Annotated in this window: 15 protein-coding genes; 4 read left to right on the top strand and 11 right to left on the bottom strand. The window is 63.7% G+C overall.

The features are described 5' to 3' along the window. Positions 1 to 193: 193 nt before the first annotated feature. The 4 genes from AC4PTB_RS19675 to AC4PTB_RS19660 all read right to left on the bottom strand — a co-directional run bounded on the left by AC4PTB_RS19675 (position 194) and on the right by AC4PTB_RS19660 (position 4,032). The gene (locus AC4PTB_RS19675; RefSeq protein ID WP_017502925.1) at positions 194 to 403 is read right to left on the bottom strand and encodes a ribbon-helix-helix protein, CopG family; all 210 of its coding nucleotides are present in this window, start codon (positions 401 to 403) and stop codon (positions 194 to 196) included. A 97-nt stretch (positions 404 to 500) separates the two neighbouring features. Beyond that, complete coding sequence (locus AC4PTB_RS19670; protein WP_094538638.1) at positions 501 to 1,070, bottom strand: recombinase family protein; 570 nt, start codon at positions 1,068 to 1,070, stop codon at positions 501 to 503. Positions 1,071 to 1,234: 164 nt separating this feature from the next. Then, complete coding sequence (locus AC4PTB_RS19665) at positions 1,235 to 2,767, bottom strand: DHA2 family efflux MFS transporter permease subunit (RefSeq protein WP_492192932.1); 1,533 nt, start codon at positions 2,765 to 2,767, stop codon at positions 1,235 to 1,237. A 2-nt stretch (positions 2,768 to 2,769) separates the two neighbouring features. Further along, the gene (locus AC4PTB_RS19660) at positions 2,770 to 4,032 is read right to left on the bottom strand and encodes an HlyD family secretion protein (RefSeq protein WP_212635393.1); all 1,263 of its coding nucleotides are present in this window, start codon (positions 4,030 to 4,032) and stop codon (positions 2,770 to 2,772) included. A 101-nt stretch (positions 4,033 to 4,133) separates the two neighbouring features. Between AC4PTB_RS19660 and AC4PTB_RS19655 the strand changes: the two genes are divergently transcribed. Both AC4PTB_RS19655 and AC4PTB_RS19650 read left to right on the top strand, forming a co-directional pair. Next, entirely contained in the window at positions 4,134 to 4,772 is a 639-nt protein-coding gene (locus AC4PTB_RS19655) for a TetR/AcrR family transcriptional regulator (RefSeq protein ID WP_136907579.1), read from the top strand. A 17-nt stretch (positions 4,773 to 4,789) separates the two neighbouring features. Beyond that, positions 4,790 to 5,290: a TetR/AcrR family transcriptional regulator C-terminal domain-containing protein gene (locus AC4PTB_RS19650; RefSeq protein ID WP_136907581.1), complete on the top strand. Its 501-nt coding sequence runs from the start codon at positions 4,790 to 4,792 to the stop codon at positions 5,288 to 5,290. A 29-nt stretch (positions 5,291 to 5,319) separates the two neighbouring features. Here AC4PTB_RS19650 and AC4PTB_RS19645 read toward each other — a convergent pair whose 3' ends face one another. Next, positions 5,320 to 6,060, bottom strand: coding sequence for a DUF6118 family protein (locus AC4PTB_RS19645; RefSeq protein ID WP_136907583.1), 741 nt, complete (start codon positions 6,058 to 6,060; stop codon positions 5,320 to 5,322). Between the two features lie 8 nt (positions 6,061 to 6,068). After that, on the bottom strand, positions 6,069 to 9,674 hold the full coding sequence (traA, locus tag AC4PTB_RS19640; protein ID WP_136907585.1) for a Ti-type conjugative transfer relaxase TraA: 3,606 nt from the start codon (positions 9,672 to 9,674) through the stop codon (positions 6,069 to 6,071). A 252-nt stretch (positions 9,675 to 9,926) separates the two neighbouring features. Between traA and AC4PTB_RS19635 the strand changes: the two genes are divergently transcribed. Both AC4PTB_RS19635 and AC4PTB_RS19630 read left to right on the top strand, forming a co-directional pair. Beyond that, the gene (locus AC4PTB_RS19635; protein WP_136907587.1) at positions 9,927 to 10,232 is read left to right on the top strand and encodes a mobilization protein; all 306 of its coding nucleotides are present in this window, start codon (positions 9,927 to 9,929) and stop codon (positions 10,230 to 10,232) included. Then, positions 10,229 to 11,878, top strand: a complete 1,650-nt coding sequence (locus AC4PTB_RS19630; protein WP_136907589.1) for a type IV secretory system conjugative DNA transfer family protein — start codon at positions 10,229 to 10,231, stop codon at positions 11,876 to 11,878. The genes AC4PTB_RS19635 and AC4PTB_RS19630 overlap by 4 nt, the downstream gene beginning before the upstream one ends. A 266-nt stretch (positions 11,879 to 12,144) precedes the next feature. On the opposite strand, the gene AC4PTB_RS19625 is transcribed toward AC4PTB_RS19630, so the two are convergent. From AC4PTB_RS19625 to AC4PTB_RS19605, 5 genes are all read right to left on the bottom strand, one after another. Next, the gene (locus AC4PTB_RS19625; protein ID WP_136907591.1) at positions 12,145 to 12,441 is read right to left on the bottom strand and encodes a hypothetical protein; all 297 of its coding nucleotides are present in this window, start codon (positions 12,439 to 12,441) and stop codon (positions 12,145 to 12,147) included. Between the two features lie 37 nt (positions 12,442 to 12,478). Next, complete coding sequence (gene parA / locus AC4PTB_RS19620) at positions 12,479 to 13,102, bottom strand: ParA family partition ATPase (protein ID WP_032492504.1); 624 nt, start codon at positions 13,100 to 13,102, stop codon at positions 12,479 to 12,481. 67 nt (positions 13,103 to 13,169) lie between these two features. Then, positions 13,170 to 13,475 carry a type II toxin-antitoxin system RelE/ParE family toxin gene (locus AC4PTB_RS19615; RefSeq protein WP_136907593.1) on the bottom strand — a complete coding sequence of 102 codons (306 nt, stop codon included), beginning with the start codon at positions 13,473 to 13,475 and terminating at the stop codon, positions 13,170 to 13,172. Beyond that, positions 13,472 to 13,741 (bottom strand): CopG family ribbon-helix-helix protein, encoded by a 270-nt coding sequence (locus AC4PTB_RS19610; protein ID WP_006473479.1) that lies wholly within the window; start codon positions 13,739 to 13,741, stop codon positions 13,472 to 13,474. Before AC4PTB_RS19610 ends, AC4PTB_RS19615 begins: the two co-directional genes overlap by 4 nt. 278 nt (positions 13,742 to 14,019) lie before the next feature. Continuing rightward, the gene (locus AC4PTB_RS19605) at positions 14,020 to 14,898 is read right to left on the bottom strand and encodes a helix-turn-helix domain-containing protein (protein WP_136907595.1); all 879 of its coding nucleotides are present in this window, start codon (positions 14,896 to 14,898) and stop codon (positions 14,020 to 14,022) included.

Here is a 14,898-nt window from a genome sequence, read left to right as displayed (position 1 = left end):
ATGCCCTCGTCCTTCCATTTGAAGGACATGACGGCGCGGACGGCAGGCACGGCGCTCCCGTTTCCGCAAGAATCAATCTTGCGAATTGGAGTGCTCTAGCGTAGATAGGGGGAGACTTATCGGCCCCGGCTCTACGGTGTGTCTGACGGCCTACAAAAACGCTCGACCGTTGGCGCGGTCGGGCGTTTTGCCGTTATGTCCCTTGCTTCGCTTCGATATAGAACCTCAACGCTTCTTCGATGATCGGCGCGCGAGCTGACGCGCCCCGTTGCTCCTTGATCCTGTCGATTGCCTCGACAAGCTCGCCCGGAACATAGGTATTCAACGCCACGCGGCCGGCCGCGATCTGCCGCGCCCTGTGGGCGGCAACGCCCCTGCGAATCTCTTCCGCGCGTTCCTTCATGTTTACAACTAAGAGCAAGCCGCCCGATTCTGCAATCCCTTGCGGAAGGAATCGGGAAAGGCACTACTTCTAGGGTCGCCAGCTAAACGTAGTAACGTCAATGCGTATTCACGTTATTGCGTTCTATAGCCCGGTAGAGCGTGGCGCGATGCACCCCCAAAAGCCGGGCGACTTCCGCCACCGGCTTCTTGTCCTCATGGATGAGCTGGCGGGCGTGGGCGATCTGCTCGGCCGACAGGGCAGGGGAAGGACCAAACCGCACACCTCGGGCCTTCGCCGCGATCCGGCCGGCGCTCGTGCGGTCCACGATCAAGCTGCGCTCGAAATCCGCGATGCCGGCGAACACGGTCAACACCATGCGCCCGGCCGGCGTCGTGGTGTCGGCCCACGGCTCGGCCAGCGAGCGCAGGCCCGCGCCGGCCTCTTTGATCCGCTCCGCGATCGCCAGAAGGTCGGCCGTCGATCGCGCGAGGCGGTCTAGCCGGGTGATCGTCACCACGTCGCCGGCGCGCAAGTGGTCGAGCATCCGCACCAGCTCGGGCCGGTCGCGCTTCGCCCCGGAAGCCTTTTCCTCGAAGATGCGGACGCAGCCGGCCGCGCCAAGGGCGGCCCGCTGCTGCTCCAAGTCCTGCCCGCGTGTCGAGACGCGGGCATAGCCGATAAACACCCGGCCGGCGTCGGAATCTGGTTGGCGGTTCACGGCTCCCCCTGTCGCAAATCATGTCGCAAGTGGCGTAGCACTTGCGACAAAGACATGCGACACGAAAACCCCTGATTTTCCGGGGGCGGCCGATCTGTCGCTGGTTTTAGGATTTCCGCGACAATACGGGCTTAGTGGCTCACCTGTTGCAAGGGTCCCTTCGGCCGTTTTGCAAGCCAGACCGCCGCAGCGAATACAAGAATGAGGATCGTCGCCATCGCATAGAAATCGTTGGTCGCGAGCATGACGGCCTGTGCATCGACCATCTTGGAGAACAGGGCCAGGCCGGATTCGGCGGAAAGCCCGTTCGGGGGCGTCAACGTCATGGTCGGGTCGATGATCGAAACAAGGTTGGCGCGAGCCTCCTTCGTCGCGTTCTCCCAATAGGTCGAGGTCAAAGACGCGCCGACCGCCATCGCCATGACGCGAATGAAATTCTGCAAGCCTGATCCGTTGGCGACCTTTTCCGGAGGCAGATCGGACACGGCAAGCGAGGTCAGCGTGACAAGGCAGGCAGGGACGCCAGCGCCCAACACGAACATGGCGAGCGCCACCGACATATAGTCGGCCTGGGCGTTCAGATGGGCGCGCATGAAAAAGGAGATCGCCAGCACGACCATGCCGTAGGTGACGATAAGGCGAGGGTCTAGCTTGGCCATCAGCTTGCCGACGATCGGCGCTGTCACGACGGCGAGGATCCCCATAGGTGCGGTCGCGAATCCTGCCCAGGTCGCGGTGTAGCCCATCATCTGCTGAAGCCAGAGCGGCGTCAGCATGATGTTGCCGAAGAAAAGCCCGAACATCAGGCCGAGCGAGACGGTTGACACCACCCAATTGCGGGAGCGGAACACTGAGAGGTCAAGGACGGGTTCTTCGTCCGTCAGTTCCCATATGACCAGAGAGACCAGGGCGATAAACGCGATGATCGCCATGGCGACGATGAAGGATGAGGAAAACCAGTCGAGTTCGCGGCCCTTGTCAATCATCGTCTGGAAGGCGCTGACGAAGACGACAAGCAGAAGCAGCCCGACCACATCGATGCGCTGATGCTCGATCGGCGTTTCGCGATTGCGCATGATCAGCCACACGATGCCGCCCACCAGTGCGCCGAACAGAATGTTGATGTAGAAAATCCAGCCCCAATGGTAGTTATCGGAGATATAGCCGCCCAGGATCGGCCCGAAGATCGGGGCAACCACAGTCGTCATTCCCCAAATCGCCAGGCCGATATTGGCCTTTTCCTTCGGGAAGATCGACATGAGCAAGGTGGACGAAAGCGGAATGAGCGGCCCGCCCGCGAAGCCCTGCATGATCCGGAACAGCACGAGCAGCCCGAGACTGCCGGACAGGCCGCAAAGGATCGAGCAAATCACGAAGGCGATAACGCAGGCCGTGAATAGGCGGACTTCCCCGAACCGCCGCGCAAGCCAGCCGGTCAGCGGCACGGTGATCGCCTCGGCGACGGCATAGGCGGTGATGATCCATGTGCCTTCCGTGGTGGAAACACCGAGATCGCCCGATATTGTCGGCATGGCGACATTGGCGATCGTGGTGTCAAGCACGACCATGAAATTGCCGAACGACAGGGCCGCCGCCGCCAGCGCCAGGGTGCCACCCGTCAGCGGCGGATAGCCACCAGCTCCATGCTTCGGATCACCGGACATTTTCAGTCGGCTCCCGAAAGGTCGATCGTCGTGTGCATGGAAAGCCCGACGCGCAAGGGGTGCTGTGCGATCTCCTTCGGATCGAGCGTGATGCGAACGGGAAGGCGCTGGACGACTTTGATCCAGTTGCCGGTCGCGTTCTGAGCGGGGATCGCCGCGAAGGCGGAGCCTGTACCCCCGGAGAACCCCGCGACGCGGCCGTGATAGACGACATCGGAGCCATAGAGGTCGGAAGTCAGCTCGACAGGCTGGCCGGGCTTGACGCGGGCAAGCTGCACTTCCTTGAAATTGGCATCGACGTACATCTTTTGCAGCGGCACGACGACCATGATCGCCGTGCCGGCCTGGACGCGCTGACCAACGGCCACGCGGCGCTGATCGACAATGCCGGCGACTGGTGCCCGGATGACGGCTCGGGCAAGGTCTACCTTGGCCTGATTCAACTTTACCTGCGCGGCCACAACCTCGGGATTCGTATCGACCGTGGTGTCATCGAACAGCACTTGATTGGCATGGCGCGCGCCGGCAGCGGCATCGCTGCTCGCTTGTGCGGAAGTAATCCGGGCCTCGGCTTGCGAAACCGCCGCCCGCGCCTGCTGCACGATCGTATTAACGTCATCGAGCTTCTGAGTGGAGATGACGTGATTCACAATGAGTTGTTGGGCTCGCCCCTGATCAAGAAGCGCCTTGTCGAGATCAGCTTGCGCGCGGACCAGATCGGCGCGCGCCGTCGCCACGTCCGCCTTACGCGCTTCCTCCTGGCTCGCAAGATTGTCGTCGTTCGCCATGATCTGACGAACCTTGCGGCGGGCCTGCCCGAGCGCCGCCTCGGCCTGCTCGACAGCCAGTCGCAAATCCGTGTCGTCCAACTCGACCAGAACGTCGCCGGCCTCGACATGCTGGCTGTTGACGACCAGAACGCGCTTGACGGGGGCGCTGACAAGCGGCGTCACCTGGGCGACTTCGACATTCGTATAGGCGTTCTCCGTCGATACGGCGTCGGCCGCGATGAACGTCGCCCATCCCCACCATGACGCCCCGGCCAGCGCCAGCAGGCCGCCGAAGATGAGAAACAGCCGCTTGCGCTGCCCCTTCTTCGGCGCGGGTCGATCGGTCGTGTCTTGCCCGGAAGCAGGCGCGTCCGATGCAGAATCATCCCTGCTTGTGGTTTCGGCCTTGGGAGCGGGGCCGGCGTGTTCCGGGTGGCCCTCGTCCATCTGATCCCGGCCATCGTCTGCTGAGGGTGCTTGCTTCACGAGTTCCATGATTTCCGTTCGCACGATTGGTAATGATTAGTACCATTTGACTTATTAGGTAAGGTAACGTACCTTACCAGTCAAGCGAAATCTGAACAGGAACCCAGGAAATGGCTCCAACTGCACGCGCAAGGCGATCGTCCCAGGATGACCGCCGCGCTGCCATTCTCGACGCCGCCGCCGAAGTTTTCTTCGAGCAGGGCTATGCTGCAACGAGCATTGACGCGATTATCGAGCGCATCGGCGGCTCGAAGCGCAACATCTACAACGAGTTCGGAAACAAGGAGGGCCTGTTCACCGCCCTGGTGTCCGAAAGCGCGGATACAGCCCTGGCGGCGCTCTCGGTCGAAAAATTCAAAGGCCGCGACCTTGCCGGAATCCTGCTCGAATTCGGCCGGCGATTAATGGAAATCTACATGTCGCCGGCGCTGATCGGCGTCTATCGCTCGATCATGCCCGAAGCCCTGCGCTTCCCCGAATTGGCGAAGGATTTTTACGACAAGGGGCCAGGGCGTGCCTCGGACCGGCTCGCTGAGGTGTTGGAGGACGCCAAGGCTCGCGGCGAAATTCACATTGGCGACTGCCACGCGGCGGCCGACCACTTCGTCGGCATGTTCCGTGACAACCTTCACCTGAAGGTCGTTCTTGGCCTGCGCTCACCGCCGTCGCCTACGGAGGCCGAGGCCGCCGTGGTTTCTGCGATAGGCATCTTCTTGCATGGAATCTACGGGGCAGGCCGCCCACAATAGCCGAGAGGAGACATGGAATGACCATCCCTCATCGAAAGACCTTCGGGGTGGAGACGCCGCCGCTGGATGTGGCCCGCACATTTGAGGACTGGTGGAGCGACGATGATAATGGCGAGGTTCGCGCTGTTCTTGTCGATCTCGGGAGCCGCCTTCTCAGGGCGATCACATCTCCACTGGTTGTTTCGATATACCGGGCCGCAAGCGATCCTGCCGCTTCACCGGGCTTCGCCAGACAATTTTACGAAAGCGGCCCTAGAAGCGTTGTAGCCGGTCTCGCGGAGATTCTTGGTGAGGCGGCCGCAAGGGGCGAGATTGATGTGGAGGATTGCGAAGTTGCCTCCGTCCAGTTCATCGGCATGGTTCGCGGCAATCTTCAGCTTGAGGTCATGCTTGGTCTACGACCAGCGCCGCCGCCCGCCGAAATTGACAACATCGTGCGAATTGCGGTCGATGCCTTCCTTCGCAGCGTGAAATCCAGCGGACCCCGCACGATAACGGTGCCTCAACATCATATCTGAGCTGCCCCCCTGACAAAGACAAATCGGCTCTACGGCTGCGCCGGCGCTGCAACGGTGATGGTGCAACGCTGATCTTTCTTCGACTTTGCGGCCGTCTCGGCGCACGCGGTAAGCGCCTCCCGATTGGCGCGGACAAGGCTGTCTGCATCGAGAATGCTTTGCCAGCCTCCGGGGCTTCCCGACTTCATGAGCGCGATTCCGGCGTTCCAGCGATCGGCGTTCAGGACGGTCGAGGCAACGGCCATGTCGAGCGACCCATACAGCACGCGCGGCGCGAACAGCGTCAACAGCACGCCGAAGACTAGGCCGGCCGCTCCTGCGCCGCAAAGCCACCAATCCTGCTGACGACGCGCACGCGCGGTCCTGACGCACGCGCGAAGATCGCCGGCCACGCGCTCGAGGACTTGTCCTCGAGCCTCGATCGTGCGGCCGGCATTCTCCGAAATTCGATCGCCGGCGTTCTCGAGCGCGCGGGCGTAGTGATCGGGTCCATTCCTGAGCGCCGGCAACTTCTGCAAGGATTCAAGGGCCTGGCCGACAACGGCAACCTGTTTGACGATGCGGCCAAGCTCCGGACCATAATCGGGCGGCTGCTGGAATTTCTCGAACTGATCGAACGCCGCTTCCACCCCTTTGCGGATGACGGTCATTTCGCCGCCAACGTCGCGGGCCAGCTTCTCCACCGATAGCCGCAACGCATCAAAAGCCTGGGCCGGATCGCCAGCGTCAACCTGTTCGTCTGGTTCGAATCCCTCGCTGTCGTCTGTCATGGCGTCTCCTATCGTTCCATCCCGAGGCTCTGGCTCCGGCTGCGTGTAAGGCTCTGCTCCATGTCGCGGGCGAGGCTTTCGCTCTGCCGTCCCTGATGGATTCCAAGGTCCTGCTTGCGATTGCGCAGGATCGATTCAACCTGCGGATCGCGCTCAAGGCTCTGAGCCATGCCGCGCATTTGTCCCTCGACCTTGCCGCGCGCCTCGTCGTGCTGCCAGCCGCGAAGCTCTTGGCGCTGCCCCTGTAGCTCCTGCCAGCGGTTGACGAACCGCTCGGCCCTGACGTTCGGGTCCGCCAGTGCGGCGCGCTCCCGATCCATGCCGGCGATGAGCTGGCCGGCGCGCTCGCGGCCGGAAAGCTCGGTCATCGCCTGCCGGGTCTCAGGGTCATGCTGCAAGGCCGACACCATGAGCGCCGATGTTCCCGGCCGCGCCTGGTCGAGCTGCTGCCCCGCAAGGCGCATCTCCTGCTTTTGCGCTTCGAGTACGGGCAAGCCCTCGCGGACATTCCTGTCGGCGGCATCGAAGGCCCGCGCATAGCGGTCAACGGCTCGCTCCATGTCGCTCGGCCGCCGCAAGCGGTCTGCCTGCCGGTCCTGCGCCGGCGCCTGCCGCAAGCTCCCTTCCCTTTCCGGCTGACGCTGCATCCGCGATGCCTCTCCGCGCTCCTGGGAGACCACAGGAGCCGCATTGAGCCTCAAGCCGTCGAACATGCCGCGTCGGGGCTTCTCGGCCCTATCTGGCCGCTCCTGGGCCGCCTCGGCGCGGTCCTGCTGCGGCCGTTCGGCCGCTGCTCCGCGCCCGAGTTTCAGGCCCTCGAACGGATTGCGGCGCTGGCGCTGCTGATCCTGGGCGAGATCCTCGGCGCGGGAAACCCGCGCGAGATCCTCGCCCATTTTTTCGGCCTCCACGGTTGGCCGCTGCGCCCGATCCTGCGAATGACGCTCGGCCCGGGTTTGCTCCTGCGTCGACTCCCTGTCCGGACGTAGCTCGATCTCGCTCCGGACGCCCATTTGCTCCGCGATCCCGCGCCGCTCGGCAAAGTCGCGCGTGTAATCGAGCGTGGTTTCCTTCACGCCCGACCGGCTGAGCCGGTTTTCAAGCTGCCGATAGGCCAGCTCCCCGCCCTCATGCACCTTCCACGAATTGCGCTCGGCCGTGCTGCCGTCCGGAAGGCGGACCGTCTCCGATCCGCGATGCTCAAGGCCGATTTTATCCCCGATCTCCGGCGCGGCCTCTTTCATGGCGCGCTCAAGGTCCACGCCCCAAATCGTGTGTTTCTGGCCGCGATCGTTTTCCAGCGTCACGAAATAGCTGTCGCGGTTCTTCGGGTCGTTCTGATAGGGCGCGGTCCCATGCTCGACCAGGCGGCCGGCGTTCCGGTCGGCAAACTCGTCCATGCCGGCATAGAGCTGCGCGCCGTCGCGATGCCGGGTCATGGCGACATAGGTTAGATGCCGATCCATCGTGCCCGACGCCATCACATAGGCGCGGTCGACCGTCGCGCCCTGGTTCTTGTGAATCGTCGTCGCATAGCCATGGTCGACGGCGCGATAGTCGCCCATCGGCACGCTGATGCTGTCGCCGCCCTTACCGTCGAGCTGCGCGACGATCCGGCCGGCCTCGACACTTTCGACCGTGCCAAGCATCCCGTTCTTGACGCCAAGGTCGCGGTCGTTCTCCAAAAACACGATGCGGTCGCCCGGCGCGAACGATCGTTTTCCGTCATTGGTCGGGAATGTCAGCTCGCCGGCGTCCTCCCCTTTCGCCAGCTCGCCGCGCTCCTGCAGGGCCGATCTGATCTCATCATTGATGGCCCGCACATCGGCCCGGCGATGCGCCATCGCAACGCGCGTGCCCTCCGGCCGCTCACCGCGATCGGCAAGGTAATCGCGCACGATCTCGCCGCGTGCCTCGTCCTTCGTCTCGCTGAGCCGAATGTCGCCATGCTCGCGATAGGCGGCCAATCCCTCGGCCGTCCGGTGCGTGGCGAAGTCAACGGATGCGCCCCGCTGCCAGTCCACGCGCTGCCGGCGAATCTCGGACAGCTCCGCATGGCCGATCTGCTCGGCAATGGCGCGGAAGGGTGCGCCGGCCCCGATCGCCTGTAGCTGCTCATGATCGCCGACTAGGACGATCTTCGCCCCGCGCACCTCGGCCTCGTTGATGAAGCGGGAGAGCTGACGGCTCCCGACCATGCCCGCCTCGTCGATCACGAACACGTCGCCGCGGCCGAGTGTGCCGCGGTCGTTCTGCCAGCGATATTCATATGACGCGAGCGTGCGGCTTTGGATGCCCGAAGATTCCTCTAAGCCCTCGGCCGCCTTCCCCGACAAGGCCGCGCCGTGCACCGTGTAGCCCTGGGCCTCCCATGCCTCGCGTGCGGCCGCCAGCATCGTGCTCTTGCCCGCGCCGGCATAGCCGACAACTGCCGCGATCTGCTCCGGCCCGGTGATATGCTCGATCGCCTGGCGCTGCTCGTCCGAAAGCCGGGCGGAAGCATCGCCGGCGCTCCGCTGAATCGCCGCGTCCTGGCGCTCGATCGCACGGCCCACATGCCGCCGATCGACACCGTAGGTTTCCGCCTCGTGCATCCGCTCGGCCGATTTCGCCATGCCGGATTCGATCTCGACCATTTCGCGGGTCGAATACCGGGCAAGCTCGATCTCGCCTGTTTCGGGGTTCGTCCGCTCGCGCTGTAACTCGACCAGGGAGGGCGAGGCCATGACCGTCGCAAAGGCATTCTGGAACGCCTGCGGATCGTCATTGATGTAGCGATGCAGCGTGCGTGCAATGTCGTGCCGATCGAACACACTCTTTTCGTTCGTGACGATCGAAAGAACCTGCTCCGGCTTCTCCCTGATGAGGTCCGCGTTGCGCTGCGCCGCTTCCTCGCTGAGCCGCGCCCGGTCAACGTCCATACCCTTGCGCTGCATCTGCGTGGCATGGACACCCATATGCTCGGTCGGCTCTAGCTCTAGGCCACGCTCCTGATGCGAGCGATGGTCAATCCGAATATCCAGGCCGGCCATCGCCAAATGCTCGTTCGCATGGCTCTCCCACGATTGGCGAATGTCGCGGAGCTGCATTTGCGTGGTCGGCAAGTCGTTGGATAGCAACCACTTATTCTCACGCTCGATATAGGTCTTGTCGCCAAGCCCTTCCTCTCCGACCTGCCGCGTCGTCATCAACAGGTGCGCGTGATGGTTCCGAACGTCGCTCGCCTCATGCGGCTGATGAATGGCGAAATCGACCGCCCCGCCGTAGCGGTTCGCCAAGTCCTGGGCGAACTCCCGCGTCAGCTCTAGCCGCTGCTCGGCCGTCAGCTCATGCGGAAGCGCGATTTCAAACTCGCGGGCGACACGCGCGTCTTTTCGACTCTCGGCCGCCTCGGCAGCGTTCCACAGGTCCGACCGATCGCGCGCCCAATCGGCGTTGACGCCTTCGGGCAAGACGATTTCCGCGTGTTCGACGCCCTGCTTGCGGGAAAAGTCATGCGTGATGCCGTCGCGCTCATTTGTCAGGCGCTCGCCGGCACGATAGGCGGCAGAGGCGACGGCGCTACGGCCCTTCGCCCGCGAAACGGTCTTCATGCTGGCATGATAGATCGCCAAACGCCGTCCTGCCTTTCCCGATCTGCGATCAGCGCGCTTGAGTTGCGAAGCAACTCGTAAGTGCGCCCTTCTCAACTCAATCGCTTCGCTCTTTCGTCGCTCGGTGTGGCACTTGCGGCAACGTCGATGCAATGAACTGATGCTCCGATTGTGCTGCAAGACCGGCGAATTTTCAAGCAAAACAGCCAAACAACTGGAAATCACGACCGGGAATGATAGACTTGGCAAGCGAACGGAAAAGGAGATTGAGACATGGCGCGCAAAACGATCGAACAACGTCTGGCCGAACTGGATGCACAGCGCGCCACACTCAAAGCTCGCCTGACCAAACAGGAACGCGCTAACGATACACGCCGTAAGGTGCTGCTCGGCGCGCTCGTCCTGCATCGCCTCGAAAACTCCAACGATCCCGATTTCACCAAGCGGCTCGGTGACTGGCTCCGTCGAGAACTGCCCGGATTCCTGACACGCGACGGCGATAAGGAACTCTTTGCCGATCTACTCGGCAAGGCGGCCGACACGCAAACGACAGGGAGCGCCGGGGAGGCCGGCTCATGAATCAGGCGACACTTGCATGGGCCGCGTTCAAAAACATGCTGCGCGCTGCCGCCCGCGATCCGGTATGGGCGTTGATTAGCGTCATTCTCTCGCCGCTCCGGGGCGGGCGCTATCTGCTGCAAGTCGGCGCTTTCATTCTGTTCATTACGCTCGTTCTCGCCGCCATCGCCAACGGCATCCCGCAAGAATGGTGGATCGCCAGAACGATTGCCGGCCTGTTCGTCATTGCCGTCTTTCTCATCCTCGTCTTCCGCGTCCTCACCAATCCCATGATTGAGCATTTCGGGGACATGGAAGGCGAAACCCACGGCTCGGCCCGCTTCGCCACCAACAAGGAAGTGGCTCCCTTCACCCGCGCCGATACCGGCCTGCTGATCGGCCGGGACGCCAAAACGAAAAAGCCGCTGCGCTATGACGGCCCGGCCCATCTTCTGACCATGGCACCGACGCGCACCGGCAAGGGCGTCGGAACCATCATCCCCAATCTGCTCACCGCCGACCGCTCCGTGATCTGCATCGACCCCAAGGGCGAGAATGCGAAAATCGCAGGCCGCGCCCGTGAAAAGTTCGGGCCGGTCCATGTCCTCGATCCTTTCGGCGTTACCGGCCTGCCCTCGGCCGCCTTCAATCCGCTCGACCAACTCGACCTGGCCGGCCTCGATGTGGCCGAAGACGCAAGCACCCTGGCCGACGCCCTCGTGTTCGATGAACCGGGCATGGCCGGCGAAGCCCATTGGAACGAGGAAGCCAAGGCGCTGATTGCTGGCCTCATCCTCCATATAGCCGCCCAGGAGCCGCGTGAGCGCCGAAACCTCGCCACCCTGCGCGACTATCTCACACTCGCCCCGGAAGCCTTCTCCACGCTCCTGAAGGACATGCAGGCGTCCCCTGAAGCGGCCGGCCTGGTCGCCCGCGCCGCAAACCGTCACCTCGGCAAATCCGATCGTGAGGCGGCCGGCGTGCTGTCGGCCGCGCAGCGCCATACCCATTTCCTCGACAGCCCGCGCATGGTCGCCGTCCTCGGCCGCTCCGATTTCCGCTTTGCCGATCTCAAGCGCCGCAACGTCTCGGTCTTCCTCGTCCTGCCGCCCGATCGGCTATCGACCTATTCGCGCTGGCTGCGCCTGCTCGTCGCCCAAAGCCTCACCGACATGGCGCGCGATCCGGCCAAGCCCGCCGTGCCGGTCCTCTACCTGCTCGATGAGTTCGCCGCCCTCGGCCACCTGGCCCCCGTCGAGCGCGCCATGGGCCTCATGGCCGGCTACGGCGTCCAGCTCTGGCCGATCCTGCAAGACGTTCACCAGCTCCGCGCCACCTACGGCCAGCGCGCCGGCACATTCCTGTCGAACGCCGGCGTCCTACAGGTTTTCGGCGTCAACGATCACGACAGCGCCCGCCTCGTCTCCGATCTGCTCGGGCAAGAGACGGTCGTGTTCCAGACCATGAGCCGCGCCCTCGATGCCGAAAAGACCGGCATCACCTACGGCGAGCAACACACCGCCCGGCCGCTGCTGACCCCGGATGAGGTCCGCAACCTGCCGCAGAATGTCGAATTGCTGTTCCTCGCCGGGCAACGGCCGATCGTCGCCGGCAAGCTCGCCTATTATGCCGATTCCGAGTTCCGGGGGCTGTATGACGCTCCCTGACGTAACAAGAAGCGGACCCGGCGCTTTGCGCCGGGACTTTGTTACGAACGGCCCTCCGGCTCTCTACGGCGCTATTGGGGAGCGCGTTCGCCTCCGAGCCGGCGCGGCTTGCGCCGCGATCCACCCGCCGACCTGGTGCAAGCTCAGGGAAAACCACGGCCGCGACGATAGCCCCCCGGCCGGCCCGCTCTCATCATCTAGGGCCGTAGGGACGGTCGGGGGGTGGGCCACACGCGCAAGCATTAGCGTATTTAGCTATTTACGTATCAACGTGCATAAGGCTCGATCGGCGGCAATCCGTGCTGTGCCAGAACGGCCGAAAGCCCGGCCTCGGCCATCGCCTGAATTGTCGTGCCCTCTGCATCTGCGAGCTGGCGAAGGCGCTGCCAGTCCGATCGCCGGACCTTGACCGTAAGCGCGACAGTCTCGCCCCCTCCCCTCTTTCGCCTCGGCGTCGGGATTTCCACGACCGGGCGGTCGTCCTCGATCGCTGCAAGGCTGGTGGCTTCCGCGCCGGCCCTCGGGCGGGTGAAGGCCGCGAGGCCGGTTGCTTTCTTTGCCATAGGTTTCGCTCCTTCAATACGCTCTTTACGTATTTAGCTATTTACGTTCTAAGGTGTCCTTGATCCACGCCCACAAAGCCCGGATTTCCTCGGCTGCCCTGCCCTCGGCCTCGAACTCCGTCACGGCGCTGCCGGTCGTGACGGCGCGGGCGAACGCGCGCCGGTCGGTAATCTCGCCGGGGACGATCGGCAGGCCGTAGGCTTCCAGCGCCGCGCGCGTCTCCCCGATCTCGGGCGCGCGGAACGGGCAGGCGGACAGGACGAACGCACCGCGCACCTTCGCGGCCGTCACGATCTCGACGGCGGCCGGGACCGCAGCGAGGTCAAACGCGGAAGGTCGGACCGGAATCAAGACCAGCTCCGACCTTCGGGCTATCTGGCCGGCCGCCGGGGCGGCATGGGGCGGGGCGTCCACTACTGCCAAGGTCATACCCTCGCCCTCGGCCGCCCTAAGCGCGGCGTCCAGCTCCCCGGCCTGCGCCGTGGCGACGATCGGCGTTCCGGCTTCCCGCGCGCTCGCCCATGCGGTCGCGCTTTCCTGTGGGTCCGCGTCGATGACGCAAACCCGTTCTCCGGTCGCCTCGGCCGCCACGGCGGTATGAACCGAAAGCGTGGTTTTTCCGCTCCCGCCCTTCTGGCTCAAAAACGCAATGACGTTCATGCGTCAATCCTTCTTTGCGTGAATACGTATTAAAGCATATAGCTAAGAACGTTACTACGTCTTTAAGCTAGTGCGGCCATTCCTCGGCCGGCCAGTCCCGCGACGTGTGGATGACGCGCACGATCACGACGCTTTCCCAGCCCGCTACGTCCCGCAGCTCATAGGCGATAATGTAGGGATGACGGGCGAGGGACTTTTCATAGGTCCCGCTCACCCGCCCCGGCCGGCCGGTCGCAAATTCGCCGAGCTTGTTCCCGGCGTCCTCGATCGCGTCCACGACCCGTTCGGCGGCGAATGGGTTGTCCTCTGCGATATAGCGCAGGATTTCGAGGTTATCCCGCTGCGCCTCAATCGACCAGACAACCGGCCTCATCCGCGCGCGGCTTTCCGGCGCTTCGCTTCCTCGATAACCTCACGCATTTCCGCGACGGCCTGCGCATGAGGGATCACTCGGCCGGCCGCCGCATCGGCCATGCCGCGCTTGATACCGTCGATGATTTCAAGCTCGCGATCGACATAGGCGGCGACGGCCTCGCCGGCGAGGAAGGATTTGCTTCGCTGCGTGTCGTTCGCGATCCGGTCGAGCTTTTCTTTCACATCGGGCCTAACCCGAATCGTCATGGTGGTGCTGGCGGTCATGGAATCGCCTCCGTGTGTTGAATTGTGTACATTCTAGCACGGTTTCCCGGCCGCCGCTATCGCCTTCTATCAAGGTAATACGTTTACACGTCAATACGTATTAACGTAAATAATTAAGCGCCGCCCTTGCCCTTCACTCCCTCTCGAAAGCCCATAGGACGCTGGCCGCAGGCGCGAACGGTGCGGATTAGGCGGTGAGGGTGCCGTTTCCCGGCCCGCCTATACGCGGGCCGGAACCGCCGCAGGGCCGCGTGAGCGTCCCGAACAGCGGCGTCCGCTTATGTTTGCCCTCTTAGATAAAGATTAGATGGGGATTCAGTCTGGTTATCGGACTCACGTTTCATCACACTCTTTGCCAGCATCACGAGGGCCTTTCCGAGCGGGCCATCGCCGGCGTCGAGCTGCGTTCGCTCTTCGAGGGGCAGGGTGGTCTTGTAGGCGCTAATTGCCTCGCTCCAAGCCCGCTGATCCTGTCCATGATCGGCAGGCGGGGGCGGGGCCTTGCCGAACCGGCCGAGAAACTGACGGGCCTTTTCCGGCAGGGACAGGCGATAGGCGTTGCTCGCCTGCTGGACCTGTGGGCCGCGCCCCTCGTTCCCGGTCGGCTCGTAGCGCCGCAGCCAGTCGATGAAGCCATGCGTCCGCAGGTTCTTCAGCGCCCGCACGATCGTATCCCGCGACCGGCCCAAACGGTCCATGATCGTGGTGATTGATGGCTCTAGCCGGCCGGTGCGGAAGTCGATGAGATTGACGAACAGCCGCAGCACGTCCAGCGCCACCGATCCTAGCGGCCCGCTGCGCTCGCCCTTCTCGTGCAATCCGGCCTCGTTGTATATTTCGGCCGCCTTCAAGATCGCCTGCACGTCCTTGCGTGTCGTCGGCCGCCATATACGACCCTCCGATCGCCCCCGGATATGACTATGCCGGCGAACTGGCGTCGGGCAGCGCGGGGCAGGGGGCGGAAAGACCAGCCCTAGCGCGGTCTGTCCCGATCCCCGCAGGGCGGCCCGGCGCTCATGGGCGAGCGTCGTAAGCTCGCCGGCCTCGTCGTCGGTGAGCTGGCCCGCGCCGTATCGGCTCCAAACCTCCCGCATGATCTCATCAAGCGCGTTCCCGCGCGCGCAGCCGATCGCGGCCGCGTAGTGCGTCCTCAACAT

Source organism: Rhodobacter sp. 4.3.4, from assembly GCF_058724655.1.
The sequence above is the reverse complement of the archived record's forward strand: the minus strand, read 5'-3'. Positions and strand labels throughout refer to the sequence as shown.

Bases quoted from the DNA above. Each gene is read 5' to 3' on its own strand.
- AC4PTB_RS19675 (WP_017502925.1), bottom strand. From the start codon at position 403: ATGAAGGAACGCGCGGAAGAGATTCGCAGGGGCGTTGCCGCCCACAGG.
- AC4PTB_RS19605 (WP_136907595.1), bottom strand. From the start codon at position 14,898: ATGTTGAGGACGCACTACGCGGCCGCGATCGGCTGCGCGCGCGGGAAC.
- AC4PTB_RS19645 (WP_136907583.1), bottom strand. From the start codon at position 6,060: ATGACAGACGACAGCGAGGGATTCGAACCAGACGAACAGGTTGACGCT.
- AC4PTB_RS19665 (WP_492192932.1), bottom strand. From the start codon at position 2,767: ATGTCCGGTGATCCGAAGCATGGAGCTGGTGGCTATCCGCCGCTGACG.
- AC4PTB_RS19650 (WP_136907581.1), top strand. From the start codon at position 4,790: ATGACCATCCCTCATCGAAAGACCTTCGGGGTGGAGACGCCGCCGCTG.
- AC4PTB_RS19625 (WP_136907591.1), bottom strand. From the start codon at position 12,441: ATGGCAAAGAAAGCAACCGGCCTCGCGGCCTTCACCCGCCCGAGGGCC.
- AC4PTB_RS19655 (WP_136907579.1), top strand. From the start codon at position 4,134: ATGGCTCCAACTGCACGCGCAAGGCGATCGTCCCAGGATGACCGCCGC.
- AC4PTB_RS19630 (WP_136907589.1), top strand. From the start codon at position 10,229: ATGAATCAGGCGACACTTGCATGGGCCGCGTTCAAAAACATGCTGCGC.
- AC4PTB_RS19635 (WP_136907587.1), top strand. From the start codon at position 9,927: ATGGCGCGCAAAACGATCGAACAACGTCTGGCCGAACTGGATGCACAG.
- AC4PTB_RS19660 (WP_212635393.1), bottom strand. From the start codon at position 4,032: ATGGAACTCGTGAAGCAAGCACCCTCAGCAGACGATGGCCGGGATCAG.
- AC4PTB_RS19615 (WP_136907593.1), bottom strand. From the start codon at position 13,475: ATGAGGCCGGTTGTCTGGTCGATTGAGGCGCAGCGGGATAACCTCGAA.
- AC4PTB_RS19610 (WP_006473479.1), bottom strand. From the start codon at position 13,741: ATGACCGCCAGCACCACCATGACGATTCGGGTTAGGCCCGATGTGAAA.
- parA (WP_032492504.1), bottom strand. From the start codon at position 13,102: ATGAACGTCATTGCGTTTTTGAGCCAGAAGGGCGGGAGCGGAAAAACC.